Annotated in this window: 24 protein-coding genes; 4 read left to right on the top strand and 20 right to left on the bottom strand. The window is 70.1% G+C overall.

The window, feature by feature from the left end:
- Positions 1-117 precede the first annotated feature (117 nt).
- The 18 genes from K7957_RS01970 to K7957_RS01885 form a co-directional block, all read right to left on the bottom strand.
- Entirely contained in the window at positions 118-537 is a 420-nt protein-coding gene (locus K7957_RS01970) for a Dabb family protein (RefSeq protein ID WP_343228271.1), read from the bottom strand.
- A gap of 177 nt (positions 538-714) precedes the next feature.
- Positions 715-2,799, bottom strand: a complete 2,085-nt coding sequence (locus K7957_RS01965) for a prolyl oligopeptidase family serine peptidase (RefSeq protein WP_223010313.1) — start codon at positions 2,797-2,799, stop codon at positions 715-717.
- Between the two features lie 239 nt (positions 2,800-3,038).
- Positions 3,039-4,037: a quinolinate synthase NadA gene (gene nadA / locus K7957_RS01960; RefSeq protein ID WP_223010312.1), complete on the bottom strand. Its 999-nt coding sequence runs from the start codon at positions 4,035-4,037 to the stop codon at positions 3,039-3,041.
- 37 nt (positions 4,038-4,074) lie between these two features.
- Positions 4,075-4,782, bottom strand: coding sequence for a DUF4230 domain-containing protein (locus K7957_RS01955; RefSeq protein ID WP_223010311.1), 708 nt, complete (start codon positions 4,780-4,782; stop codon positions 4,075-4,077).
- Positions 4,767-5,630, bottom strand: a complete 864-nt coding sequence (locus K7957_RS01950; protein WP_223010310.1) for an MBL fold metallo-hydrolase — start codon at positions 5,628-5,630, stop codon at positions 4,767-4,769. The genes K7957_RS01955 and K7957_RS01950 overlap by 16 nt, the downstream gene beginning before the upstream one ends.
- Before the next feature lie 76 nt (positions 5,631-5,706).
- Complete coding sequence (locus tag K7957_RS01945) at positions 5,707-7,251, bottom strand: M56 family metallopeptidase (protein WP_223010309.1); 1,545 nt, start codon at positions 7,249-7,251, stop codon at positions 5,707-5,709.
- A complete protein-coding gene (locus K7957_RS01940; RefSeq protein ID WP_223010308.1) occupies positions 7,248-7,616 on the bottom strand; it encodes a BlaI/MecI/CopY family transcriptional regulator in 369 nt (122 codons plus the stop codon). The genes K7957_RS01945 and K7957_RS01940 overlap by 4 nt, the downstream gene beginning before the upstream one ends.
- Before the next feature lie 470 nt (positions 7,617-8,086).
- Positions 8,087-8,425 carry a Grx4 family monothiol glutaredoxin gene (gene grxD, locus K7957_RS01935; RefSeq protein WP_223010307.1) on the bottom strand — a complete coding sequence of 113 codons (339 nt, stop codon included), beginning with the start codon at positions 8,423-8,425 and terminating at the stop codon, positions 8,087-8,089.
- 24 nt (positions 8,426-8,449) lie between these two features.
- Complete coding sequence (locus K7957_RS01930) at positions 8,450-8,683, bottom strand: BolA family protein (protein WP_223010306.1); 234 nt, start codon at positions 8,681-8,683, stop codon at positions 8,450-8,452.
- A gap of 5 nt (positions 8,684-8,688) precedes the next feature.
- Positions 8,689-9,012: a DUF1476 domain-containing protein gene (locus tag K7957_RS01925; protein WP_223010305.1), complete on the bottom strand. Its 324-nt coding sequence runs from the start codon at positions 9,010-9,012 to the stop codon at positions 8,689-8,691.
- 165 nt (positions 9,013-9,177) lie between these two features.
- Positions 9,178-10,179 carry an NADPH:quinone oxidoreductase family protein gene (locus K7957_RS01920; RefSeq protein ID WP_223010304.1) on the bottom strand — a complete coding sequence of 334 codons (1,002 nt, stop codon included), beginning with the start codon at positions 10,177-10,179 and terminating at the stop codon, positions 9,178-9,180.
- Positions 10,142-10,774: a 3-isopropylmalate dehydratase small subunit gene (leuD, locus tag K7957_RS01915; protein WP_223010303.1), complete on the bottom strand. Its 633-nt coding sequence runs from the start codon at positions 10,772-10,774 to the stop codon at positions 10,142-10,144. Before leuD ends, K7957_RS01920 begins: the two co-directional genes overlap by 38 nt.
- Positions 10,775-10,908: 134 nt before the next feature.
- The gene (gene leuC, locus K7957_RS01910; RefSeq protein ID WP_223010302.1) at positions 10,909-12,336 is read right to left on the bottom strand and encodes a 3-isopropylmalate dehydratase large subunit; all 1,428 of its coding nucleotides are present in this window, start codon (positions 12,334-12,336) and stop codon (positions 10,909-10,911) included.
- Positions 12,337-12,730: 394 nt separating this feature from the next.
- Positions 12,731-13,420, bottom strand: a complete 690-nt coding sequence (locus K7957_RS01905; RefSeq protein ID WP_223010301.1) for a glutathione S-transferase family protein — start codon at positions 13,418-13,420, stop codon at positions 12,731-12,733.
- 4 nt (positions 13,421-13,424) lie between these two features.
- Entirely contained in the window at positions 13,425-14,075 is a 651-nt protein-coding gene (locus K7957_RS01900) for a 3-oxoacid CoA-transferase subunit B (protein ID WP_223010300.1), read from the bottom strand.
- Positions 14,075-15,040, bottom strand: a complete 966-nt coding sequence (locus tag K7957_RS01895; RefSeq protein WP_223010299.1) for an HAD family acid phosphatase — start codon at positions 15,038-15,040, stop codon at positions 14,075-14,077. Before K7957_RS01895 ends, K7957_RS01900 begins: the two co-directional genes overlap by 1 nt.
- Positions 15,037-15,756 carry a CoA transferase subunit A gene (locus K7957_RS01890; RefSeq protein ID WP_223010298.1) on the bottom strand — a complete coding sequence of 240 codons (720 nt, stop codon included), beginning with the start codon at positions 15,754-15,756 and terminating at the stop codon, positions 15,037-15,039. Before K7957_RS01890 ends, K7957_RS01895 begins: the two co-directional genes overlap by 4 nt.
- Before the next feature lie 11 nt (positions 15,757-15,767).
- Positions 15,768-16,409, bottom strand: a complete 642-nt coding sequence (locus tag K7957_RS01885; RefSeq protein ID WP_223010297.1) for an HAD-IA family hydrolase — start codon at positions 16,407-16,409, stop codon at positions 15,768-15,770.
- 166 nt (positions 16,410-16,575) lie between these two features.
- Between K7957_RS01885 and K7957_RS01880 the strand changes: the two genes are divergently transcribed.
- Positions 16,576-18,222 (top strand): thiamine pyrophosphate-binding protein, encoded by a 1,647-nt coding sequence (locus tag K7957_RS01880; RefSeq protein WP_223010296.1) that lies wholly within the window; start codon positions 16,576-16,578, stop codon positions 18,220-18,222.
- Positions 18,223-18,460: 238 nt separating this feature from the next.
- Here K7957_RS01880 and K7957_RS01875 read toward each other — a convergent pair whose 3' ends face one another.
- Both K7957_RS01875 and thiS read right to left on the bottom strand, forming a co-directional pair.
- Complete coding sequence (locus K7957_RS01875) at positions 18,461-18,661, bottom strand: CsbD family protein (protein WP_223010295.1); 201 nt, start codon at positions 18,659-18,661, stop codon at positions 18,461-18,463.
- A 95-nt stretch (positions 18,662-18,756) separates the two neighbouring features.
- Positions 18,757-19,764: a sulfur carrier protein ThiS gene (gene thiS, locus K7957_RS01870; protein WP_223010294.1), complete on the bottom strand. Its 1,008-nt coding sequence runs from the start codon at positions 19,762-19,764 to the stop codon at positions 18,757-18,759.
- A 100-nt stretch (positions 19,765-19,864) separates the two neighbouring features.
- On the opposite strand from thiS, the gene aroQ reads away from it, so the two are divergent.
- From aroQ to accC, 3 genes are read left to right on the top strand one after another with little or no spacing between them, the layout of a single operon-like run.
- Positions 19,865-20,299, top strand: a complete 435-nt coding sequence (aroQ, locus tag K7957_RS01865) for a type II 3-dehydroquinate dehydratase (RefSeq protein WP_223010293.1) — start codon at positions 19,865-19,867, stop codon at positions 20,297-20,299.
- Between the two features lie 36 nt (positions 20,300-20,335).
- Entirely contained in the window at positions 20,336-20,821 is a 486-nt protein-coding gene (gene accB, locus K7957_RS01860; RefSeq protein WP_223010292.1) for an acetyl-CoA carboxylase biotin carboxyl carrier protein, read from the top strand.
- A 5-nt stretch (positions 20,822-20,826) separates the two neighbouring features.
- The gene (gene accC / locus K7957_RS01855; protein ID WP_223010291.1) at positions 20,827-22,179 is read left to right on the top strand and encodes an acetyl-CoA carboxylase biotin carboxylase subunit; all 1,353 of its coding nucleotides are present in this window, start codon (positions 20,827-20,829) and stop codon (positions 22,177-22,179) included.

Here is a 22,179-nt window from a genome sequence, read left to right as displayed (position 1 = left end):
GGGTCCAGGTGGGGGACGCTCGTGGCCTCACATCGGCCTTCCCACCGGGGCGCCGGCGTTCGCCGGGGCGGTATGCGCAAGGGGCTAGGTCTTATTCCGGCAGCCGCCCCCCTCACCTCACGCGCTGAGCACGTCGTACACCGTGACCTTGCGCCACAGCGGCTCACAGGCGGCGACGAAAGCACGGTGGATCGGATGGTCCTGATAGGCCTTCTGGTCGGTGACGGTGTCGAAGAACATCAGCTCGGACACGTCCCAACTCGAGTCGATCACATCGCGCTGCTCGGTCGGCGCGGGCACGCCGATGTGGAGCCCGCGTAACGCGGGGATGCCCGCCAGCGTGCGCAGTCCCGCGATCAGCTTGGCGCGGTCGGCGGCGTCGCCGGGGTTCTTGAGCCAGAAGAAAACGTGATGGACCACCTTGGCGGGGATCGCGGGAGCGGCGGCCTCGGCCTCGCCCGCCGCGCCGGTCGTCGCCGCAGCGCCGGCGCCGCCGAGCGCCATCATCATCATCAGGTCCCGCCGGCTGCTCTCCACGCGCTTGCTCCCGTAAGTGTCTTGGATGCCGCCCTTGTCCGGAAGCGTACGGGGGCAAGTCAAGGTATTTGGAAGGGGATGACGCGCCAGCTCGTCGGTCCACCCCGGCGTCGACCGGGGTGGAAGCCGCGCGATCCTCTATGCGACCGCCGTCGGTGAGGCAGTTGCTGCGCCGCCCTATCTCCCCATCAGCTCGCGCCGCAGGAAGGCGTCGAGCAGCGCGGCGCGGTTGGCGTCCTCGGCGTGATCGGCGCCGACGGCGTGGCCACCCTCCAGGTACTCGTGGAAATAAACCGGGTTGCCCTTGGCCTTGAGCAACGCCGCGAGCTTGCGCGCGTGGCCGGGATGGACGCGGTCGTCCTTGGTCGAGAGATAGAAGAAGGCGGGCGGGTAGCGGACCCCGTCGCGCACGTTCTGGTAGGGCGAGTAGCGGCGGATAAAGGCCCAGTCGGCGGACTTATCGGGGTCTCCGAACTCGTCGATCCACGAGGCGCCGGCCGACAGGTGCGAGTAGCGCCTCATGTCCTCCAAGGGCGAGCCCGCGATGATCGCGCCGTACAGGTCGGGCCGCTGGGTCAGCGCCACGCCCACCAGCAGCCCGCCGTTGGAACGCCCCGACACCGCGATCTTCCGCTTCGCCGACACGCCGGTGCGGACCAGGTCCTCGGCGACCGCGTGGAGATCGTCGTAGACGTTCTGGCGCCTCTCGCGCAGCCCTGCCTGGTGCCAGCGCGGGCCGTACTCGCCGCCGCCGCGCAGGTTGGCGAGCACATAGGCGCCGCCCTGCTCGACCCAGAAGAGCGCCAGCGGCCCGGCGCGATAGGGCTGACCGGTGAGATAGGTCGGCGTCTGCGCCAGCTTGAACCCGCCATAGGCGTGGATCAGCGCGGGCGCGGGCGCGGCGGCGCCCTTCTTGGTGACCAGGAAATAGGGCACTCGCGTCCCATCGCGCGAGATGGCGAAGCGCTGCGCCACCGCGAACTGGCTCGCGTCGAACCGCGCCGGCAGCGACTGAACGACGCGCGGCGCGCCCTGCTCGCCCGCGAGGTACAGCGTCGGCGGGGTCAGCATGCCCTCGACCGAGACGAAGGTTTCGTCACTGGCGCCGACCTGGGTCGAGAGATGCACCGTGCTGTTGCCCGGCAGCGCCAACGCGCGCCGCGTCCATCTGCCATCGCCGCCGCGGCGCAGCGCGAGCAGCTTGCCCGAGACGTCGTCGAGCAGCTTGACGAACAGCACGCGGTCGCTCGCGCCCGCCTCCTCGATCGCCTGTCGCTCGGTCGGCGCGAGCACCAGCTCGGGGGTCGCGCGGCGGCCCGCGGCGATGTCGGCGAGCGACCAGGCGACCAGCGCACCTGCCGGGAAGCCGAGCGCGCTCTGGCTGAGCCGCGCGACGACGCGGCCGTCGATCACCTCCATCACATCGGCGTTCTTGGGCAGGCCGAGCGGGACGAAGCGGCCGTCGTCGGTGCCGAGCAGCAGGGCGCGGTCGAAGAAACTGTTGCCCACGCTGATCATCGGCCAGCGTCGCGTCGCGTCGACGAAGGCGAGCGGCGTCACTTCCACCGCCGTGATCGGCGACTCATGCACCGGCCGCGCGTCGGCGAGTGGGGTGCCGCGCTTCCATCGCTTGACGATGCGGGGGTACCCCGACTCGGTCAGCGAGCCCTTGCCCCAGTCGGTCGCGACCAGCAGCGTGTCGGCGTCGACCCAGGTGGCGTCATTTTTGGCCTCGGGGACGGCAAAGCCGCCGTCGACGAAGCGGCCGGTGGCAAGGTCGAACTCGCGCACCACCTGCGCGTCGGTGCCGCCGTTGCTGAGCTTGACGAGGCAGCGCGTATAGGCGGGCTCGAGGCAGCTGGCGCCGTGCCATACCCAGCTCTTGCCCTCGGCCTTACCGAGCGCGTCGACGTCGATCAGCGTGCGCCACTTGGGCCTGCCCGCGCGATAGTCCGCGAGCGGCGACACGCGCCAGAGGCCACGCGGGTTGCGCGCGTCGCGCCACAGGTTGGTGACCTGCTGGCCGAGCACCGCGTCCGGATCGGCGATCTGCGCCTCGTCGTCGAGGATCGCGCGCGCGCGGGCGCGGTCCTGCTGGAAGCGCGGGTCCCCGGTGAGCGCCGCCTCGGTCTCGGCGTTCCATGCCTTGACCTGGTCGAGCGCGCGCGCGCCCTCGATATCCTCGAGCCAGCGATAAGGGTCGGCGACGGGCGCCGCGGCGGCGATCAGCGGCAGGAGCGCGAGTGGGAGGAGGGTCTTCATCGCCGCCCTGCGTAACGACGGCGGCGTCGGAGGGGAAGCGGGCGGGTGACGGGGGTTGGTGGTGCGCCCGAGGCAGGCACCCCGCTCCCCTTCTCGCCCGCCGTCATCCCGGACTTGGTCCGGGATCCACTGCTCCGCGCACCAAGGTGCCGATGCGAAGGGGGACGGGTGGATTCCGAACCAGGTCCGGGATGACGGGAGAAGGAGCGCAGAAGAGCGAGAGGAAGGGGCCGCTCCTCTCAGTCCCCCGTCACCTTCACCTTGCCGAGATCGCCCTGCCCCACCGTGGCGCCGGCCATGCTCATCATCGCGTCGAGGCTCTTCTTGGCTTCGAGCCGCAGCCCTTCCTCGATCTCGATCCGCGGGGTGAGGTCGCGCAGCGCGAGGTACAGCTTCTCCATCGTGTTGAGCGCCATATACGGGCATATGTTGCAGTTGCAATTGCCGTCCGCGCCGGGCGCGCCGATGAAGCGCTTGTCCGGCAGCGCCTTCTCCATCTGGTGGATGATGTGCGGCTCGGTCGCGACGATCAGCGTCTCGCCCGGCATCGCCATCGCATATTCGAGGATGCCGCGGGTCGAGCCGACATAATCGGCATGGTCGAGGATCACCGCGGGGCATTCCGGGTGCGCCACCACCGGCGCGCCGGGATACTCGGCCTTGAGCTTGAGCAGCTCGGTCTCGCTGAACGCCTCGTGGACGATGCACACGCCCGGCCACAGGATCAGGTCGCGCCCGGTCTTGCGCGCGAGATAACCGCCCAGGTTGCGGTCAGGACCGAAGATGATCTTCTGCTCGGGCGGGATCTTGGCGAGGATCGTCTCGGCCGAGGAGGAGGTGACGATGACGTCGCTCAGCGCCTTCACCGCGGTCGAGCAGTTGATGTAGGTCAGCGCGATCGCGTCGGGGTGCTGCGCGCGGAAGGCGGCGAACTGGTCGGGCGGGCAGCTGTCCTCGAGCGAGCAGCCCGCGTCCAGGTCGGGCAACACCACGGTCTTCTGCGGCGACAGGATCTTGGCGGTCTCGGCCATGAAGCGCACGCCGCAGAAGGCGATCACGTCGGCGTCGGTCGCCTGCGCCTTGCGGCTGAGGTCGAGGCTGTCGCCGACGAAGTCGGCCAGGTCCTGGATCTCGGGCTTCTGGTAATAATGCGCCAGGATCACGGCGTTGCGCTCCTTGCGGAGGCGGTCGATCTCGGCGCGCAGGTCGAGCCCGGCGAGGCTGGTCGGCTGGTCCATGGGTGCGCAGATGGCCCGGCAGCGCCGCGGGATCAAGTCAGCTGCTGTTGCCGAGCACTTCCTCGAGCGAACGGCTGAGGTCCCAGCGCTCGCTGCTGCCGTCGCGCGGCTCGCCGGCGAAGCGCACCGTGACGGTCACGGGCAGCCCGGCCGCGTCGAGGCTGCCCGCGAACAGCCGCTCCAGCGCGGCGCGGCCGTTGTCGCGCGCCTTGCGCATGTTCTCGGGCTCGCGCGCCTTGGCGGCGACGACCGTGGTCGCCTTGGCCGAGACCATCTTCTGCAGCTCGGCCATCGCGCCGCGCGGCGGCAGGAAGCCGGTGGTGGTGTCGAGCGTGACGCGGCTCTCGTCGACGTTGGGATTGCCGACGACGACGTCGGGCACCTCGACCAGCAACGTGCGCCGGCGCGAGTCGTAGCGGAAGTCGCGCGGCGCCAGCGCGCCGAGGTCGACGAAATAGTCGACGTCGTAGGGCGCCTTGATCAGCCGCACGTAGCGCAGCCAGCCGAACATCCGGGTGGTGGACGCGGTCGACTGCACCGTGCCGGCGAGATGGCTGACGCGCAGATCGCTGCTGCCGTACAGCCGCCCGGCGACCACGCGCGCCACCGCGACGCCGTCATCGTCGGTCGTCACGGTGTAGCGCTCGGTATAATAACGATAGCCGACGAAGGTCGCGACCAGGATCGCGGTGGCGATCGCCAGCGACACCAGCAGCCTGCCCAGCCCGGTCAGGTGATCCGCCACGCGCCCTCCTCCTGTGTCGCCATCCCGCGCCGCTCCAGATCGATCAGATGCGCCAGCACCGAGCGCGCCGCCGCCCCCGCCAGCCGCGGGTCGAGCCCGACGTACATGCGTTCCACCAGCGCGGCGACGCTGCGCGGCGCGGCGGTGAGCAGCCGAACGATCTGCCCCTCACGCTGCTTGCGATGCCCGAGCATGCCGCGCACCAGCCGCCGCGGACGCTCCACCGCCTCGCCGTGACCGGGGTAATAGACGCGGTCGTCGCGCGCGAGCAGCAGTTCGAGGCTGGCAAGATACGCGCCCATGTCGCCGTCGGGGGGCGAGATCACGCTGGTGGCCCAGCCCATCACATGGTCGCCCGAGAACAGCGCCCCGCTCTCCTCCAGCGCGTAGGCGAGGTGCTCGCTGGTGTGGCCCGGCGTGGCGAGCGCGGTGAGCGTCCAGCCGTCGCCGCTCACGCTGTCGCCGTCGGCGAGGACGCGATCGGGGGCATAGTCGCGATCGAATGCGGCGTCGACGGTGGCGCCCTCGGCCGCCTCGCCGCGCACCGTGGCGGCGGCGCCGACGATCGGCGCGCCGGCCGCGGCGGCGAGCGCGCGCGCGGCGGGGGAATGGTCGCGGTGGTGGTGCGTGATCAGGATGGCGCGCACAGAGCGTCCCGCGATCGCGGCGTGGAGCGCGGTGAGGTGCGCGGCGTCGTCGGGACCAGGATCGATCACCGCGACATCGTCACGCCCGACGATATGAGTCTGCGTCCCCGTGTAGGTATAGGCCGAGGCGTTGGGGGCGAGCACGCGAGTGACGAGCGGCTCGAGCGGCACGGCCACGCCGGTGGGAGGAGGCTTCGCCATCGCGCCACCAGATGGCGGCTGCGCGACGGCGAAGCAAGCCGGGGCGAAGCGATCGGGCCGAAGCGGGCGGCGCGGCTCAGTCGTCGTCGTGCCGCGCCATCTCCTCGCGCACTTCGCGCATCGCCTGCTCGATCTCGCGGACCGCGTCGCGGCGCGCCTCGGCGGGCATGTCACGGTTCACGGCGATCTGTGCGCGGGTCTGCTCCAGGCTGGCCAGCGCGGTGCGCATCGCGCCGTCGCGCTGGCCGCGCGCCTCCACCGCCGCCCGGCTCGCCTCGCGCGCGGCGCGCTCGACATGGTCGGTGCAGATCACGGTGACGCGCTGGCCGTCCTGCGTCGCGCTCATCACGAAGCGGGTCGGCTCGCCGCCGCAGCGGCGACTCGCGACAGGGGGCACCGGCGGCATGGGCGGGACCGAGGCGAAGGCGGGCACCGGCGCCAGCGGCGCTACCGGGGGCACCGGCGGGGTGGGTACCGGGTGCGCCGCGATGTCGTCGGCCGCTTCCTGGTCCTCGTAGGTCGTGGCCTCACCGTCGTGCACGATCGTGACGCGCTGGCCGTGGTGACCGGCCGCGGGCGACGGAGGAACGCTAGGGACCGCCGGGGCGGCGGGCGGCTCGGGGAAGCTCGCCATCAGCGACAGCGCGTCGTCGAAGCCGTGGGGGTCGATCCCGACCGCCTCCTCGACTCCGCCGCGCATCCGCTCCGCCGCCTGGGTGCCCGAGGCGGTGAGCCCCAGCGCGCCGAGCGCGATCGTGGCGGTGGCGACGACGCCGAGCGTCGTGCGGGTGCGCGAGGCGCGCGTCCTGCCCAGCATGCGCAGTCTCCCCTTCAGATCCTTGACGGTGTGGAGGTGGCAGGTGGCGGTGACAGCGCGGCCGTGCGCCGCCTTGACGATCGCGCAGCCATAAGCGTGTCGCGACGCGCCGCCGAGCCGCGCGAGCACGCCCGCGTCATTGGCCATCTCCTGGTCGGCGCGGAAAGCGCGGAAGGCGACCCAGGCAAGCGGGTTGAACCAGTGGACCGCGAGTACCGCCAGCGCCACCCAGTTGGCGACGAGGTCGCCGCGGCGGTGATGGCCGAGCTCATGCTCGAGCGCGAGCGCGCGCTCCTCGGCGTCGAAGCGCGCGGCGAAGTCGCGCGGGAAGGCGACGACCTTGTCGAACACGCCGAACGCCACCGGGCCGCTCGCCGTCTCGCTCTGCACGATGGTGATGCCGCCGATCTGGTCGAGCGCGAGGCCGTGGCGCAGCAGCCGGTAGCGGAAGTGCCAGTAATCGGCGACCTGCCACAGCAGCAGCGCGACCGCGCCGGCGGCCCAGGTACCGAGCACGATCGCCGGCAGCAGCGACGCCGTCTGCGGCACCAGCGCGGGCAGCGCGGCGACCGGCTCGAGCGCGCGCGCGATCGGCTCCGCCGCGGGCAGCGACGCGAGCGTCGGCAGCGCCTCGGCGCGCCAGCCGGCGGGCAGCGGCGGCAGCAGCAGCCGCAGCGCGGGGATCGCCCAGAGCGCGTAAGCGACCGGCGCGCCGAAGGTCCGCCGCACCGGCGCGCGCAGCACCAGCACGGCGAGCATGAGCAGCGCCGACGCGAGCAACGTTTCCATGGCCCAGGCGATCATTGCTTCAACTCCCGCAGAAGTGCCTCGATCTCGTTGATGTCCTGCTCGGTGAGCGCGTCGCGCTCGGCGAGATGCGCGACGAGGGGGGTAAGCCGGCCGCCGAACAGCCGGTCGATCAGCCGGCGCGACTCGCCCTCGACATAATCCTCGCGCTGCACCGCGGGGCTGTAGAGGTAGCGGCGGCCGTCGACCTCGTGGCGCACTGCCTCCTTGGCGAGCAGCCGGCCGAGCAGGGTCTTGACGGTGGCAGCGCTCCAGCCGCGCGCGGGATCGACCCGCTCGGCCACCTCCTGGGCGGTGAGCGGGCTGTCATCCCACAGCACCTCCATCACCGCATGCTCGGCATCGCTGATCCGCTCGGCCACGACTCGCTCCTCATCGACTACGGTTGTAATCATGTAGGCGATTACGGTTGTAGTCAATGCGCGAACGAGTGGCGGGATACCGTCATTCCCGATTACTGGCGCGCCTCGGCGAGTTGCTTAACCGACAGAACAATGCGGCGAAATGGCGCGGGGCGTTCCGAAGCGCGACGCGGCAGGGCGCGGTCGAAAGCGTCGTCGTGCCTCGGACGGGTACGGCGCGAGTTCAACGATCTGGCGCTCTCGCGCCCCCCGCTCCGGCAAAAAGCGCTTGTCGGCCTCGCCGTGTTCCTGCGCACGGGGGAACCCACAGCCACGAGCGGGAGGTACATAGACCCAGTCGTCCACGTACAGGAGCACGGCTCGCGCTCACCGAAGTGCCGCGATCGCACCGTTCTCCCAAGGCGTCGCCCCGACGAACGCCGGGGTAACGGTCGCTTCAGATAGGGAGACGCCGCCTCCCCGCTCTCAGCTTACTTCGCCTCCGCCGCCGCGGCGCCGGCACCTTGGAACAGCTCGGCCAGCTCGCCCGACTCATACATCTCCATCATGATGTCCGAGCCGCCGACGAACTCGCCGCCGACATAGAGCTGCGGGATCGTCGGCCAGTCCGAATAGCCCTTGATACCCTGCCGGATCGCCTGGTCCTGCAGCACGTCGACGCTCTCGAACGTGACGCCGAGCCGCTCCAGGATCGCGACCGCGCGGCTGGAGAAACCGCATTGCGGGAACAGCGGCGTGCCCTTCATGAACAGCACCACCGGATTGTTCTTCACCACCGCGTCGATGCGGGCGTTCGTGTCGTCGGTCATCGGTTCAACCCTCTTGTACCGCGCTTATTTCGGAACGGCGGTGGTCAACTGCAAGGCGTGCAACACGCCGCCCATGCGCCCGCCCAGCGCGGCATAGACCGCCTGGTGCTGCCTCACCCGCGGCATGCCAGCGAACGACGGCGCCACGACTCGCGCGGACCAATGGTCGCCGTCGCCGGCGAGATCGGTCATCTCTACCTCGGCATCGGGGATGCCTGCCTTGATCAGCGCGGCGATCTCCGCCCCTTCCATCGGCATCCGTCTTACTCCGACTGCAGCAGCTGGCGCCGCGCCTCGATCGTCTTCTCCTCGAGCGCGCGGCGCACCGCGGACTCCTCGACGTCGACGTTGGCGGCGGTGAGGTCACCGTACACCTTGCGCACCACGTCCTCGTCCCCGGCCTCCTCGAAATCGGCCTGGACGACCGCCTTGGCATAAGCGTCGGTCTCGGCGGGGGTGAGCTGCATCAGCTCGGCGGCCCATTGCCCGACGAGGCGGTTGCGCCGCGCCACGATGCGGAACGCCGCTTCCTCGTCGCGCGCGAACTTGGCCTCGAACGCGCGCTGGCGGTCCTCGAAAGCGGTCATGCTGGTTCCCCACGATGTAGCATACCGGGATAGTGCGCGCGGGGGCGCGGCGCAACGGGCGGGCGGGCGGATGAGCCGCGGGGTCGTCGGCCAATCCGCATTCTCGCTTACCGCGTCGTCCCTCCCTGCGCGGGGAGGATCGACAAAGCTAGTCTTCAACGAGCCCTACGCCCCCACCCGCACCACCAGCTTGCCCACCGCCTCACGCGCCGCCATGCGCGCGATCGCCTCGCCGCCGCGCTCGAACGGGAACACCTCGGTGACGCGCGGCGCGATCCTGCCCTCCGCCCATAGGTCGAAGAGGCGCGCGATATGCGCGCGGTTGCGCTCGGGATGGCGCGTCGCGAACGCGCCCCAGAAGACGCCGCGCACGTCGCAGCTCTTCAGCAACGTCAGATTGAGCGGCAGCTTGGGGATGCCGGCGGGGAAGCCGACCACGAGGTAGCGCCCCTCCCAGCCGAGCGAGCGCAGCGCGGGCTCGGCATAGTCGCCGCCGACGGGATCGTAGACCAGGTCGAAGCCTCCTGGTCCCGCGGCCGCCTTGAAGCTTTCTGCCAGCGCCTTGCTCTGCTCCCTGTCGAACGGCGCGCGGCCGTAGACCAATGTTTCGTCCGCACCGGCCGCGCGAACCGCCGTCGCTTTGGGCTCGCTCGACACCGCGCCGACGACATGTGCGCCGAGCGCCTTGCCCAGTTCCACCGCGGCGAGCCCGACCCCGCCCGCGGCGCCCAGCACCAGCAGCCGCTCGCCCGCGGCGATCCCGCCGCGATCGATCAGCGCGTGGATCGTCGTCGCATAGGTGAGCAGCAGCGCGGACGCTTCCTCGAAGCTGCGCCCTTCGGGCACGGCGTGGAGCGCATCCTCGGCGAAGCGTAGCCGCTCGCTCAACCCGCCCATCATCGTGTTGCCCATCACGCGGTCGCCGATCTGCCAGCGGGTAACGCCCTCCCCGACCGCGTCGATCACGCCCGCGATCTCGCCTCCCGGCGCGAAGGGACGCGGCGGGCGCATCTGGTAGCGGTCCTCTATGACCAGCACGTCGGGAAAGTTGATCGCGCAGGCCTTCACCGCGACCACCACCTCGCCCGCGCCCGCGACGGGATCGGGCAGGTCGCCGATCTCCAGCGTGTCAGGCCCGCCCGGCGCCCTCGACAGCAAGGCCCGCATCGTCCGCTCTCCCGTGCCCGATCCAGGGGCGCTCGACGCCGAGCCGCTCCTCGAAATTCGAAATCACGGTATCCTTTGCCAGCGTGAGGCCGACCTCGTCCAGCCCCTCCATCAGGCAGCGGCGCCGGAAGGGGTCGAGCGCGAAGGTGTAGCGATCCTGGTACGGCGTGGTGACCGTCATCGTCTCGAGGTCGACAGTGACCGGGTCGGTCTTCGCCACCTCGACCAGCCGGTCCACCGCCTCCTGCGGCAGCACCACGGTGACGATGCCGTTCTTGAACGCATTGCCCGAGAAGATGTCGGAGAAGCTCGGCGCGATCACCGCCTGCACTCCCATGTCGGCGAGCGCCCAGGCGGCATGCTCGCGGCTCGAGCCGCAGCCGAAATTGTCCCCCGCGATCAGGATCGGCGCGCCGGCGTAGCGCGGGTCGTCGAAGAGATTGCCGGGCTGCGCGCGCACCGTCTCGAAGGCGCCGCGGCCGAGCCCCGAGCGCGTGATCGTCTTGAGCCAGTGCGCCGGGATGATGACGTCGGTGTCGACGTTCTTGGCACCCCAGGGGTAAGCGGTGCCGCCGACGCGGGTGACGGCCCGCATCAGCGCGCCGGGTTGCTCGGCGGGACCGCTGGCTTGGCGATCGCCGCATAGGCGGCCACGCCGCTCAGCACCGAGCCTGCGATCAGGAACATGAGCACTTTCTTCATGGATTATCCCCTCGGATTATCGCGCCGTCAGCCCATCAGCTCGCGCACGTCGGCGAGCCGCCCGGTCACCGCCGCCGCCGCCGCCATCGCCGGTGACAACAGATGGGTGCGCGAGCCAGGTCCCTGTCTTCCCACGAAATTTCGGTTCGAGGTCGAGGCGCAGCGCTCCCCCGCGGGCACCTTGTCGGGGTTCATCGCGAGGCACATCGAGCAGCCCGGCTCGCGCCACTCGAAGCCCGCGGCGGTGAAGATGCGGTCGAGCCCCTCGGCCTCGGCCTGGCGCTTGACCAGCCCCGAGCCGGGGACGACCAACGCGCGCACGCCGTCGGCGACGTGGCGGCCGTTCGCCACCGAGGCCGCGGCGCGCAGGTCCTCGATGCGGCTGTTGGTGCAGCTACCGATGAAGACATGCTGGATCGGTACGTCCTGCATCCGCATGCCCGGGGTGAGCCCCATGTAATCGAGCGACTTCTGCGCGGCGGCGCGCTTCGAGGCGTCGGCGAAACTGTCGGGCGCGGGGACGCTCCCGGTGATCGGCACGACGTCCTCGGGGCTGGTGCCCCAGGTGAGCGCCGGGGCGATGTCGCTCGCCTCCAGCCGCACGACCTTATCGTAGCGCGCGCCCGCGTCGCTCGGCAGCGTGCGCCACCAGTCAACCGCGCGCGCCCAGTCGTCGCCCTGCGGCGCCATCGGGCGACCCTTGAGATAGGCGAAGGTGGTCTCGTCGGGCGCGATCATGCCCGCGCGCGCGCCGCCCTCGATCGACATGTTGGCGATCGTCAGTCGCCCCTCGACCGACAGCGCGCGGATCACCTCGCCGGTGAACTCGATGACATGGCCCGTACCGCCCGCCGCGCCGATCCTGCCGATGATCGCGAGCACCACGTCCTTGGCGCTGACGCCGTAGCCGAGCGTGCCGTCGACACGGACCTCCATCGTCTTGGAGGGCGAGAGGATCAGCGTCTGCGTCGCGAGGACGTGCTCGACCTCGCTGGTGCCGATGCCGAAGGCGAGCGCGCCCAGCGCGCCGTGCGCCGAGGTGTGGCTGTCGCCGCACACCATCGTGGTGCCCGGCAGCGTGAAGCCCTGCTCGGGGCCGACGACGTGGACGATCCCCTGATTGACCGACAGGGCGTCGATATAGGGCACGTCGAATTCGGCGACGTTGCGGCGAAGCGCGGCGAGCTGCTCGGCGCTCTCGCGGTCGGCGATGGGAAGTTCCTTCCCGGCGGCGTCGGTGCGCGCGGTCGTGGGGAGGTTGTGGTCAGGCACCGCGAGCGTGAGGTCGCGGCGGCGCACACGGCGGCCCGCGGCGCGCAGGCCTTCGAACGCCTGTGGGCTGGTCACCTCGTGGAGCAGGTGGCGGTCGATGTAGATCAGGCAGGAACCATCGTCTCGGCGCTCGACTACGTGAGCGTCCCAGACCTTCTCGTACAAGGTGCGCGAACTTGACATGATCCGCGGCTGTTAACCGAAAAGGCGTGCGCGTCCAAGGCAGAGCGATAGGAAATGTCGTGGGTCTCGGCTGAGGATCGGCGGAACGGGTAAGTGCGTGAGGGGCCTTCCCCAGTGGCGAAGGATCTGAACATGTCGCACCTACCCACCCACCTGCTGGCGTCATCCTGAACTCGTTTCAGGATCCACGGTGCGGCATACTCAGCGGCGCGGCCATCTGCGGGACGGTGGATCCTGAAACGAGTTCGGGATGACGCCGCTTGGGCAGGGGATCGCTTGCCTTTCAAACACCTCATGTTCCTGCGTGCGCAGCAACCCAGCGCCGCGAGCGCCCCACTCTGTGACCCTGGGCTCCTGCGTGCGCAGGAGAACGATGGCGCGCGATGCAAACCTCTCACGCCGTCGCGCGAAGGTCCTCGGTCACCTCGCCATAGGCCGCCACCTCGGCCTCATGTCCCTCCTCCCGGAATGTCTCCGCCAGCGCAGCGGTCTCCCACTCGCGCGTAGCGGGATGTTCCAGCAGCGTCTCGACCCAGCGCGCGCCAGCGGCACCGACGTCGATCCCCCACGCCCGCGCGCGGAACGCCACCGGCGCGTAGAAAGCGTCGACCGCGGTGAAACGTTCGCCTGCCAGCCACGGGCCGCCGAAGCGCGACAGTCCCTCGTCCCACAGCTCGGCGATCCGCGCGACGTCACGCGCCAGCGCGGCCGAGCCCCGCGTCGGTCTGATCCGCTGCCCCACCGTCATCGTCCGCTCGCGCCGCAGCGCGCCGAAGCCTCCGTGCATCTCCGCCACCGCGCAGACCGCCCAGGCACGCGCCGCCTCGTCTGCCGGCCACACGCCGGTATGGCGCTCGGCGAGATACAAAGCGATGCCGAGCGAGTCCCACACCGTCCGCTCGCCGTCACGCAGCACCGGCACCTGCCCGGTCGGCGAGAAGGCGCGGAACGCCTCATGATTATCCAGCGAGGCGAAGGGCTCGATCCGGTCGTCGAAGCCGATGCCGAGCGCGCGCATCAGCAGCCACGGCCGCAGCGACCAGCTCGAATAGTTCCGGTTGGCGGTGATCAGCGTGTAGGTCATCGCGTCAGGCCTCGTAGTGCGCGCTCGTCTTGGCGGCGACTTCGTCGGCCGTCACCCCTGGCGCCAACTCGATCAGGCGAAAGGCGCTGCGATGGTCGGGGCGCTGGAACACCGCCAGGTCAGTGACGATCATGTCGACCACGTCGCGCCCGGTCAGCGGCAGCGTGCACGCCGGGATGAACTTGGGCGCGCCGTCCTTGGCCACATGCTCCATCACCACGATGATCTTCTTGACGCCGGCGACGAGATCCATCGCGCCGCCCATGCCCTTGATCATCTTGCCCGGGATCATCCAGTTGGCGATGTCGCCGCGCTCGGACACCTCCATCGCGCCCAGCACGGTGAGGTCGATATGACCGCCGCGGATCATCGCGAAGCTCTGCTCGCTGCCGAAATAGGCCGATTGCGGCAGCTCGCTGATCGTCTGCTTGCCCGCGTTGATCAGGTCGGCGTCGACCGCGTCGTCATAGGGGAACGGACCGATGCCCAGCATGCCGTTCTCGCTCTGCAGCGTGACGGCGATGCCGTCCGGGATATTGTTGGCGACCAGCGTCGGGATGCCGATGCCGAGATTGACGTAATAGCCGTCGCGCAGCTCGCGCGCGGCGCGCGCCGCCATGCCGTTGCGGTCCCATCCCTTGGCTTCCACCGCCATCACTTCACTCCTTCGGCCGGGCCGCCGCCCCAGCGTTTGTCCTGCGGGAAGGTCTCGTCCCAGCCGGTACCGAGTCCGGTGCCGTAGACGGGATTGGGCAGCACGAACCACCCCTGCCCCCAGTGCGCTTGGATCGGCCCCACGCCGGCGAGCGCGCGGCGGCCGAGCGCGGGCGCCGGGCCGGGCGGGTTGAACAGGTCGGCGAAGTCGCCGAGCTGGTCGCCGACGAGCGCGAGCACGCAATAATGTCTGGCGATCTCCAACCGCCGCGCGTCCTTGCCCGAGCGGCCGTCGACGTCGCCCTTGAGGTAGAGCGTGTCACCGTGACGGAACTCACCCAGCCCCGCGTTGCGGAGCGCCGTGGCGGTGGCACCGGCGTTGTCGGCAGAGCGGTTGCTGTTGATCACCATCGTCACGCCCAGCGCGCGCAGCTGGCGGAAGGCCGCGACCGCGCCTGGTACCGCGACGACCTTGTCGGCGCCGGTCCGCTCCCACCGGTCCCAGCGCTTGGCGTCATAGGCCGCGCCGGTGCGCGCGTCGTTATATTCATAGCCGAGGTTGAGCACCGCGGTCTCGTCCATGTCCAGCACCACCGCCGGCGGCAGTGCGCTGCACGGGATCGTCTCGGCGCTGGCCGCTGTCGCGCCTGGCACGAGCACCGCCGAGTTGGGCCAGCGCGGTAGCGTACCGGCGCGGCGCTCGGTCGGTAGCCGACCGCGACGGTCGCGCGCGCGCTCGACTACCCCGCGGACATAGGCGGTGAGCGCGTTATAGGTCTGCTCGCTCAGCGCCGCGGCCTCGGCCGAGCCGTAGAGATAGGCCATCGCACCCGGCGGCAGCGCGGCGGGCGCGGGCGCCTCGGTCGCGACGCTCGGCGCGCGCGGTGGCGGACGCTCGGGGCGCGCGCTCGCGCACCCGGCGAGCAGCGCCGCGGCGGCGGCCGATAGCAGCAGCCGCGACGTCACGCCGCGCCGGCCGCCGCGCGCGGCCGGGTCATACGGAACTCGATCTTCTTGTCATAGGGCGCGCCGACGATCATCCGCCTCACGTAGATGCCCGGCAGATGGATGTGATCGGGATCGAGCGCGCCGGCCGGCACCACTTCCTCCACCTCCGCGACGCAGATCTTGCCCGCGGTCGCCATCGGCTGGTTGAAGTTGCGCGCGGTCTTGCGGAACACGAGGTTGCCGCTGGTGTCCGCCTTCCACCCCTTGATGATCGAGAGATCGGCGCGGATGCCGCGCTCGAGGATATAGTCCTCGCCGTCGAATGACTTCACCTCCTTGCCCTCGGCCACCAACGTGCCGACGCCCGTCTTGGTGTAGAAGCCGGGGATGCCAGCGCCGCCGGCACGGCAGCGCTCCGCTAGCGTGCCCTGCGGGCAGAACTCCACCTCCAGCTCGCCGCTGAGATACTGGCGCTCGAACTCCTTGTTCTCGCCGACATAGCTCGAGATCATCTTGGCGATCTGGCGCGTGCGGAGCAGCTTGCCGAGCCCCTCGCCGTCGATCCCGGCGTTGTTGCTGGCGACGGTCAGGCCGGAAACTCCCGCGGCCTGGATCGCGTCGATCAGCCGCTCGGGGATACCGCACAGGCCGAAACCGCCGGCACAGATCGTCATGCCGTCAAAGAGCAGTCCGTCGAGCGCCGCCGCGGCGCTGGCATAGAGCTTGTCCACCACCCGCTGTCTCCTCAGAAATGGCCCGGCGCGACGCCGAGCGCGGCGCACAGATCGTCGAGCGCCTGCCCCTCGCCCGTCACCTTGATCGCCGTCATGCCGAGCTGCGCGGCGGCCTTGCAGTTCACCCCCAGGTCGTCGAGGTAGACGCACTGGTCGGGGCGCTTGTTGAGCGTCTCGCACATCATCAGGTAGATGCGCGGGTCGGGCTTGCGGATGCCGACCTTGCTGCTCTCCACCACGTGATCGAAGCGCGCGAGCACTGCCGCCACCGCGGCGAGCACCTGCGGGTCGCGCGGCGTGTCGCCGGCGGGGACGTTGTTGGTGATGCAGCCGATGTGGAAGCCCTCGCGCTTGAGCCAGTCCAGCGCGTGCACCATGCGCGGGCGGACGTCGCCGTACAGCAACGCGAGCACGTCGCGCCCGCGCAGTTCGTGGCCGAGCGCCTTGGCCTCGGCGGCGAAGTCGCGGTCGAACGTGGCGGCATCGATCTCGGCGCGCTCGAATTGCGCCCAGGCGTTGCTGTCGGGATCGGTGGCGTTGAGGCGGCGGATAAGGTCGATCGGCAGGCCGCGCGCGCGCTCCAGCCGATTGAAAGCCGCGAACGGTGACGAGGTGATCACCCCGCCGAAGTCGAAGATCACCGTGTCCCGCATGCGGGCGATCCTTAGCGGTCGGCGCGGCGAAGGCAATCGGGGTGTGCGGTGGATCAGCGATGCAGAGCGGGACGATCGCCGGCCGAGCGGATGACTTGGACGTTCCCGCCGCTTAGGAACTATTACCCCCTATCGTCTTGCCCTTTCGGACGGCTAGGTTCGCCGCATGACCCAGAACCGCACCGGTGGACGCCTTCTCGTCGACCAGCTCGTCGCGCAGGGCTGCGACCGTCTCTTCACCGTGCCGGGGGAGAGCTTCCTGGCGGTGCTCGACGCGCTGCACGACACGCCAGCGATCGACGTGGTGACGTGCCGGCAGGAGGGTGGCGTCACCTTCATGGCCTGCTCCGACGGCGCGCTGACGCATCGCCCCGGTATCGCCTTCGTCACGCGCGGTCCCGGCGCGACCAACGCGGCGATCGGCGTCCACGTCGCGATGCAGGACTCGCAGCCGATGATCCTCTTCATCGGCGACGTGGATCGCTCGACGCGCGACCGCGAGGCGTTCCAGGAGATCGACTTCCAGGCGATGTTCGCGCCGATCGCGAAATGGGCGGCGCGGATCGACGACGCCGCGCGCATCCCCGAATATGTCGCGCGCGCCTATGCCACCGCGATCAACGGTCGTCCGGGTCCGGTCGTGCTGGCGCTCCCCGAGGACATGCTGCTCGACAGCGTGAGCGTGCCCGATCGCGCGCGGGTCGAGCGCGTCGCCCAGGCGGTCGACGAGGACTCGATCGAGCATCTGCGTGACCTGCTCGCCACCGCCGAGAACCCGCTCGCGATCGTCGGCGGCGCCGGCTGGGACGTCGCCGCCGCGGCGGCGATGGCGGACTGGGCGACGCGCACGGGCGTGCCGCTCGCCGCCGCTTTCCGCCGCCAGGACTCGATCGCCAACGACTGCCCGGCCTATGCGGGCAATCTCGGCTACGGGCCTAACCCCGCGCTGGTCGAGCGCGTGCGCGGCGCCGACCTGCTGATCGTCGTGGGCGCGCGGCTCGGCGAGGCGACCACCGACGGCTATCAGCTGGTCACCCCCGACCACCCCGGCCAGCGGCTGGTCCACGTCCACCCCGATCCCGAGGAGCTGGGCCGCACCTACGCCACCGACCTCGCGATCTGCGCCGGCATGGCCGAGTTCGCCGAAGCGCTGGTGCCGCTCGACGGCGGCGTACATCCCCACGCCGCCGAGGCCCGCGCCGCCTATGAGGCGTGGAGCACGCCGCGTCCGCGCGACGGCGTCGCGCTCGATCTCGGCCCGTGCGTCGCGGCGATGCGCGAGAAGCTGCCGGTAGACACGATCATCTGCAATGGCGCGGGTAATTTCTCGGGCTGGTGGCATCGCTACTGGCGCTACGCCGGGCCAGGAACGCAGCTGGCGCCGACCGCGGGGGCAATGGGTTATGGCGTGCCCGCCGCCGTGGCGGCATCGCTGCGACGGCCAGGGCGCAGCGTGATCGCGCTGGCGGGCGACGGCGACTTCCTGATGAACGGGCAGGAGCTCGCCACCGCGGTGCAGCACGGCGCCGACCTGCTCGTCATCCTCGTCGACAACGGGGCATACGGGACGATCCGGATGCACCAGGAGCGCGAATATCCCGGTCGACCGTCGGCGACGCGGCTGGTCAATCCGGACTTCGCCGCACTGGCCCGCGCCTATGGCGGGTGGGCCGAGACCGTGGAGCGAACCGAGGCGTTCGCGCCAGCGCTCGACCGCGCGTTGGCCGAGCGCGGCGTGCGGCTGATCCACTGCCGCACCGACGTCGAGCAGATCACCGCGGGGCTCACGCTGAGCGCGCTGCGGAAGGGTTGAGGGGTCGCGGGTCTTGGGGCCGGCCACCCGGCTTCCAACCTAGCTGACGTCATCCTGAACTTGTTACAGGATCCACGGTCGAGCGTATCCACACTCAGCTGTGTGGGCGGCACAGTGGATCCTGAAACGAGTTCAGGAGGACGCTCTGTGAAGCGGCGCTACCGCCTCTTCACGCTCACGAACGAGGAAGGGCCGCCGCGGTCTCCCGCGACGGCCCTTCACCGACGAGACGCGACGATCAGATATCGTCGCCGAGCGCGCCCTTCACCTTGCCGGCAACCTGCTGGCCCTTGCCTTTGGTCTCCTGCGCGGCACCTTCCGCGGCAAGGCGATCGTCCTCAGCCGTGCGGTCCGCCGGATCCTTGTCAGCGATCGCCTGCTTGGCCTTGCCGACCAGCTCGTTCACGTTGCCTTTGATCTTGTCGGTGAGCTCGCCCATCGTCGTTCTCCGTCTGATGTAACCCGGTGAAGGAACAACGGACCCGAAACGGCGATGTTCCACCGCGTCATTGACGTGAGTCAACTCGCCGCGGCTCAGATCAAGCCGGAGAGCGGGCTCGACGGATCGGCGTAGCGGCGCTTGCCCATGCGGCCGGCGCGATAGCTCATCCGCCCCGCCTCCACCGCCGCGCGCATCGCTGCCGCCATGAGGATCGGGTCCTTGGCCTCGGCGATCGCGGTGTTCATCAGCACGCCGTCGCAGCCGAGCTCCATCGCCACCGCTGCGTCGCTCGCCTGGCCGACACCGGCGTCGACCAGCACCGGCACGCCCGCGCCCTCGACGATCAGCCGGATCGTCACCTGGTTCTGGATGCCCAGCCCCGAACCGATCGGCGCGCCCAGCGGCATGATCGCGACCGCGCCGGCCTCCTCCAGCTGCTTCGCCGCGATTGGATCGTCGGTGCAATAGACCATCGGCTTGAAGCCCTCGCGCACCAACACCTCGGTCGCCTTCAGCGTCTCGCGCATGTTGGGGTAGAGCGTGCGCGCCTCGCCGAGCACCTCGAGCTTGACGAGGTCCCAGCCGCCCGCCTCGCGCGCCAGCCGCAGGGTGCGGATCGCGTCCTCGGCGGTGAAGCAGCCCGCGGTGTTAGGGAGGTACGTCACGCGCTTGGGATCGATGAAGTCGGTCAGCATCGGCGCGCCGGGGTCGCTGACGTTGACACGCCGCACCGCGACGGTGACGATCTCCGCGCCCGACGCCTCCAACGCGGCGGCGTTCTGCGCGAAGTCCCTGTACTTGCCGGTGCCGACGATCAGCCGCGAGCGGAAGGTGCGCCCTGCCACGCTCCATGTGTCATCGGTGAGCGGCGCGGCATGGTCGCCGCCGCCGACGAAATGGACGATCTCCAGCTCGTCGCCGTCCTCGACCTGCACGTCACCCAGCGTCGAGCGCGGTACCACCTCCAAGTTGCGCTCGACCGCGAGTTTCTCGGGCACCAGCCCGAGCGACTCCGCCAGGCTCGCGATCGAGAGCCCGGCGGGGACCCGCTTGTGCTCCCCGTTGAGGGTGATGGTGATGGTGCCGTCGGAATGTGCCATGCGGGCCATCTAAGACTGCCGGGGCGCAGGGGCAACGTTGCGCGCGCGGGTCGCGGATGCAATGACGCCCGCACGAAGGGCAACAGCCCCAGGGAACAGCATGACCGACACCGTCTTCGTCCTCAACGGCCCCAACCTCAACCTGCTCGGCACGCGCGAGCCGGAGATCTACGGCCATGACACGCTCGATGACATCGCCGGCCGGCTCGAGGATCGCGCGCGCGAGCTGGGCCTGCGCGTCGACCTGCGCCAGTCGAATCACGAGGGGCATCTGGTCGAGTGGCTGCACGAGGCGCAGGCGGTCGACGCGCGCGCGGTGCTGCTCAACGCCGCGGCCTATACGCACACCTCGGTGGCGCTGCACGACGCGATCAAGGGCATCAGAACACCGGTGATCGAGGTGCATCTCTCCAATCCACACGCGCGCGAGAGCTTCCGGCACGTCTCGCTGGTGGGCAGCGCCGCGAAAGGAACCATCGCCGGCTTCGGCGCGATGTCGTACATGCTCGCGCTTGAAGCCGCGGCCCGCTTCTGACAGGGAGCGCGCCCTATCTAGGGGAAACAGGGTTGCATGGCTGACATCTCTCACAACGGCGGCGCGATGCAGGTCGACGTCGATCTGGTCCGCCAGCTCGCCGAGCTGCTCGACACCACCCAGCTGACCGAGATCGAGGTCGAGGACGGCGAGCGCAAGATCCGCGTCGCGCGCAAGGCTGCCGCGGTCGCGGCGCCGGTGCATTATGCGCCCGCTCCGGCCGTCGCCGCACCGGCCGCCGGCACGCCGCCGCAGGTCGACACCGCCGGCCCGTCCGCGCCGTCGCACGCCAATGCGGTGCGCTCGCCGATGGTCGGCACCGTCTATCTTGCCGCCGAGCCGAACGCGAAGCCCTTCGCCGCCGTGGGACAGAGCGTCGCCGCGGGCGACACGTTGCTGATCGTCGAGGCGATGAAGGTGATGAACCCGATCACCGCGCCGAGCGCGGGCATGGTCAAGGCGGTGCTGGTCGAAAACGGCCAGCCGGTCGAGTTCGACCAGCCGCTCGTGGTGGTCGAGTAACGCCCTTGCCTCAGATCAAGAAGCTGCTGATCGCCAACCGCGGCGAGATCGCACTGCGGATCCACCGCGCGTGTCACGAGATGGGCATCAAGACAGTGGCGGTGCACTCCACCGCCGACGCCGACGCGATGCACGTCCGCCTCGCCGACGAGGCGATCTGCATCGGGCCGCCGGCGGCGACGGACAGCTACCTCAACATCCCCAACATCATCTCCGCGGCCGAGATCTCGGGCGCGGACGCGATCCATCCTGGCTATGGCTTCCTCAGCGAGAACGCCAAGTTCGCCGAGATCGTCGAGCTGCATAACCTGATCTTCGTCGGGCCGAAGCCCGAGCATATCCGGGTGATGGGGGACAAGGTCGAGGCCAAGCGCACCGCGGGCGCGCTCGGCCTGCCGCTGGTGCCGGGCTCGGACGGTGCGATCAGCGACGTCGGCGAGGCGCAGGCCCTCGCCGAGCAGATCGGCTATCCCGTGATCATCAAGGCCGCGAGCGGCGGTGGCGGGCGCGGCATGAAGGTGTGCCAGTCGCCCGACCAGCTCGAGACGCTGATGCAGCAGGCCGGGACCGAGGCGAAGGCGGCGTTCGGCGACGCCACGGTCTACATGGAGAAGTATCTCGGTAACCCGCGCCACATCGAGTTCCAGGTGTTCGGCGACGGCGAGGGCCAAGCGATCCACCTCGGAGAGCGCGACTGCTCGCTCCAGCGCCGCCACCAGAAGGTGCTGGAGGAGGCTCCCTCCCCGGTGATCACCGGGGAGGAGCGCGAGCGGATGGGCGGGATCGTCGCCAAGGCGATGGCCGATATGGGCTATCGCGGCGCGGGGACGATCGAGTTCCTGTGGGAGAACGGCGAGTTCTACTTCATCGAGATGAACACCCGCCTGCAGGTGGAACATCCGGTGACCGAGGCGATCACCGGCCTCGACCTCGTGCGCGAGCAGATCCGCGTCGCCGAGGGTCACCCGCTGACGCTGCGCCAGGAGGACGTGATGTTCCGCGGCCACGCGATCGAGTGCCGCATCAACGCCGAGGACCCACGCACCTTCGCGCCCTCGCCGGGCCGCGTGACGCAATATCACGCGCCGGGCGGGATGCACGTCCGCGTCGATTCGGGACTGTACGCGGGCTATACGGTGCCGCCTTATTACGACAGCATGATCGCCAAGCTGATCGTCTACGGCACGACCCGGCAGGGCGCGTTGCGTCGTCTTCGCCGCGCGCTGGAGGAATTCGTGATCGAGGGAATGAAGACCACGATCCCGCTCCACCAGGCTCTGCTCGACGACCCGGAGTTCCAGCAGGGGAGCTACACGATCAAATGGCTGGAGGAGTGGCTGGCGCGCCAAGGCGCGTGA

Origin of the sequence: Sphingomonas yunnanensis, from assembly GCF_019898765.1 — a bacterium.
Lineage (GTDB): Bacteria > Pseudomonadota > Alphaproteobacteria > Sphingomonadales > Sphingomonadaceae > Sphingomonas > Sphingomonas yunnanensis.
The sequence above is the reverse complement of the archived record's forward strand: the minus strand, read 5'-3'. Positions and strand labels throughout refer to the sequence as shown.

What these genes read in the sequence shown, in the direction of transcription:
- nadA (WP_223010312.1), bottom strand. Translation starts at nt 4,037, where the DNA reads ATGGACCAGCCGACCAGCCTCGCCGGGCTCGACCTGCGCGCCGAGATC.
- thiS (WP_223010294.1), bottom strand. Translation starts at nt 19,764, where the DNA reads ATGGCACATTCCGACGGCACCATCACCATCACCCTCAACGGGGAGCAC.
- K7957_RS01880 (WP_223010296.1), top strand. Translation starts at nt 16,576, where the DNA reads ATGACCCAGAACCGCACCGGTGGACGCCTTCTCGTCGACCAGCTCGTC.
- leuD (WP_223010303.1), bottom strand. Translation starts at nt 10,774, where the DNA reads ATGCGGGCCGTCACCCGCGTCGGCGGCACCGCTTACCCCTGGGGTGCC.
- K7957_RS01945 (WP_223010309.1), bottom strand. Translation starts at nt 7,251, where the DNA reads ATGATCGCCTGGGCCATGGAAACGTTGCTCGCGTCGGCGCTGCTCATG.
- K7957_RS01885 (WP_223010297.1), bottom strand. Translation starts at nt 16,409, where the DNA reads ATGCGGGACACGGTGATCTTCGACTTCGGCGGGGTGATCACCTCGTCA.
- grxD (WP_223010307.1), bottom strand. Translation starts at nt 8,425, where the DNA reads ATGACCGACGACACGAACGCCCGCATCGACGCGGTGGTGAAGAACAAT.
- K7957_RS01875 (WP_223010295.1), bottom strand. Translation starts at nt 18,661, where the DNA reads ATGGGCGAGCTCACCGACAAGATCAAAGGCAACGTGAACGAGCTGGTC.
- aroQ (WP_223010293.1), top strand. Translation starts at nt 19,865, where the DNA reads ATGACCGACACCGTCTTCGTCCTCAACGGCCCCAACCTCAACCTGCTC.
- K7957_RS01905 (WP_223010301.1), bottom strand. Translation starts at nt 13,420, where the DNA reads ATGACCTACACGCTGATCACCGCCAACCGGAACTATTCGAGCTGGTCG.
- accB (WP_223010292.1), top strand. Translation starts at nt 20,336, where the DNA reads ATGGCTGACATCTCTCACAACGGCGGCGCGATGCAGGTCGACGTCGAT.
- K7957_RS01925 (WP_223010305.1), bottom strand. Translation starts at nt 9,012, where the DNA reads ATGACCGCTTTCGAGGACCGCCAGCGCGCGTTCGAGGCCAAGTTCGCG.
- K7957_RS01950 (WP_223010310.1), bottom strand. Translation starts at nt 5,630, where the DNA reads ATGGCGAAGCCTCCTCCCACCGGCGTGGCCGTGCCGCTCGAGCCGCTC.
- K7957_RS01965 (WP_223010313.1), bottom strand. Translation starts at nt 2,799, where the DNA reads ATGAAGACCCTCCTCCCACTCGCGCTCCTGCCGCTGATCGCCGCCGCG.
- leuC (WP_223010302.1), bottom strand. Translation starts at nt 12,336, where the DNA reads ATGTCAAGTTCGCGCACCTTGTACGAGAAGGTCTGGGACGCTCACGTA.
- K7957_RS01920 (WP_223010304.1), bottom strand. Translation starts at nt 10,179, where the DNA reads ATGCGGGCCTTGCTGTCGAGGGCGCCGGGCGGGCCTGACACGCTGGAG.
- K7957_RS01900 (WP_223010300.1), bottom strand. Translation starts at nt 14,075, where the DNA reads ATGGCGGTGGAAGCCAAGGGATGGGACCGCAACGGCATGGCGGCGCGC.
- K7957_RS01930 (WP_223010306.1), bottom strand. Translation starts at nt 8,683, where the DNA reads ATGCCGATGGAAGGGGCGGAGATCGCCGCGCTGATCAAGGCAGGCATC.